General features: G+C 63.2%; 1 protein-coding gene. It reads left to right on the top strand.

All coding sequences use genetic code 11. From position 1 onward, the window contains the following. Positions 1-214: 214 nt before the first annotated feature. Positions 215-1,123, top strand: a 909-nt coding sequence (locus AC0L2P_RS32140; RefSeq protein WP_473507237.1) for an IS110 family RNA-guided transposase, incomplete at its 3' end; no start/stop codon positions are given.

The following is a 1,123-nucleotide window of genomic DNA, read 5'->3' on the forward strand; positions in this document are numbered from 1 at the left end:
GCGACGCGCTTGTCTTATGACATTCATTGCCAAGAGGCGAGAATGAACCGCTGGGAGAGAGTAGCAGCTCTCTCGTCAGCGGCGAGGGATGGATCGTCGACGCGCTGGCCATTTGAGGGCCGAGCTAAAGTTTGATCACCCTCGTCTTTTCCCGAAGGCCTGAACGGATACGCGCAGTTTGAGCTGCGCATGACAAGCAGAGGCACGGCAAAAGATGACAGACATTACCATTGGCGTCGACATCTCGAAAGAGGCGCTGGACGCCTATCGCTTCCCAAGCGGCGAGAGCCGCCGCTTCGACAACACGGCCAAGGGCCACAAGGCGCTGATGCGCTGGATCGGCTCCGGGGTCACCCGGATCGTCTACGAGCCGACCGGAGCTTACCATCGCGGGTTTGAGCGCCGCCTCGCCGAGGCCGGACTGCCACTGGTCAAGGTCAATCCGCGCCAGGCGCGCCGCTTCGCGGAGGCGACCGGCAAGCTGGCCAAGACCGACCGATGCGACGCCGCCATGCTGGCGCGCATGGGGGCAGTGCTGGCTTTGACGGCGCGGCCGCTTGGCAGCGCACTGCTCAATGAACTCAAGGACCTGCACCTGGCCCGTGCGGCTCTGATCAAGGATCGCACCGCAGCCAGCAACAGAGCCAAAACCCTGACCCTTGCCTTGCTCAGGCGCCACAACAACGAGCGGCTGAAGCAGATCCAACGTCAACTCGGCGATATCGATCAGACGATCCTTACGCTCCTCAAAGCCGATCCCGACCTTGCCCAGCGCCTCGACATTCTGACCAGCATACCCGGCGTCTCGGATGCCACCGCATGCGCACTCATCATCGACATGCCGGAACTCGGGACCCTCGAGCCGCCACAGGCCGCAAGCCTCGCCGGCCTCGCTCCGGTCGCCCGTCAATCGGGCACATGGACCGGCCGCGCCTTCATTCGCGGCGGCCGGGCCAATGTTCGCCAGGCCCTCTACATGCCGGCCCTCGTCGCCATGCGATTCAACCCCGACCTCAAGGCAAAATACCAGGCGCTAAAGGCGGCAGGAAAACCCGCAAAGGTCGCCATCACCGCATTGATGCGAAAGCTCATCATCCTCGCAAACGCTCTCCTCAAGGCGCAG

It is taken from the genome of Mesorhizobium sp. WSM4836 (genome assembly GCF_055811815.1).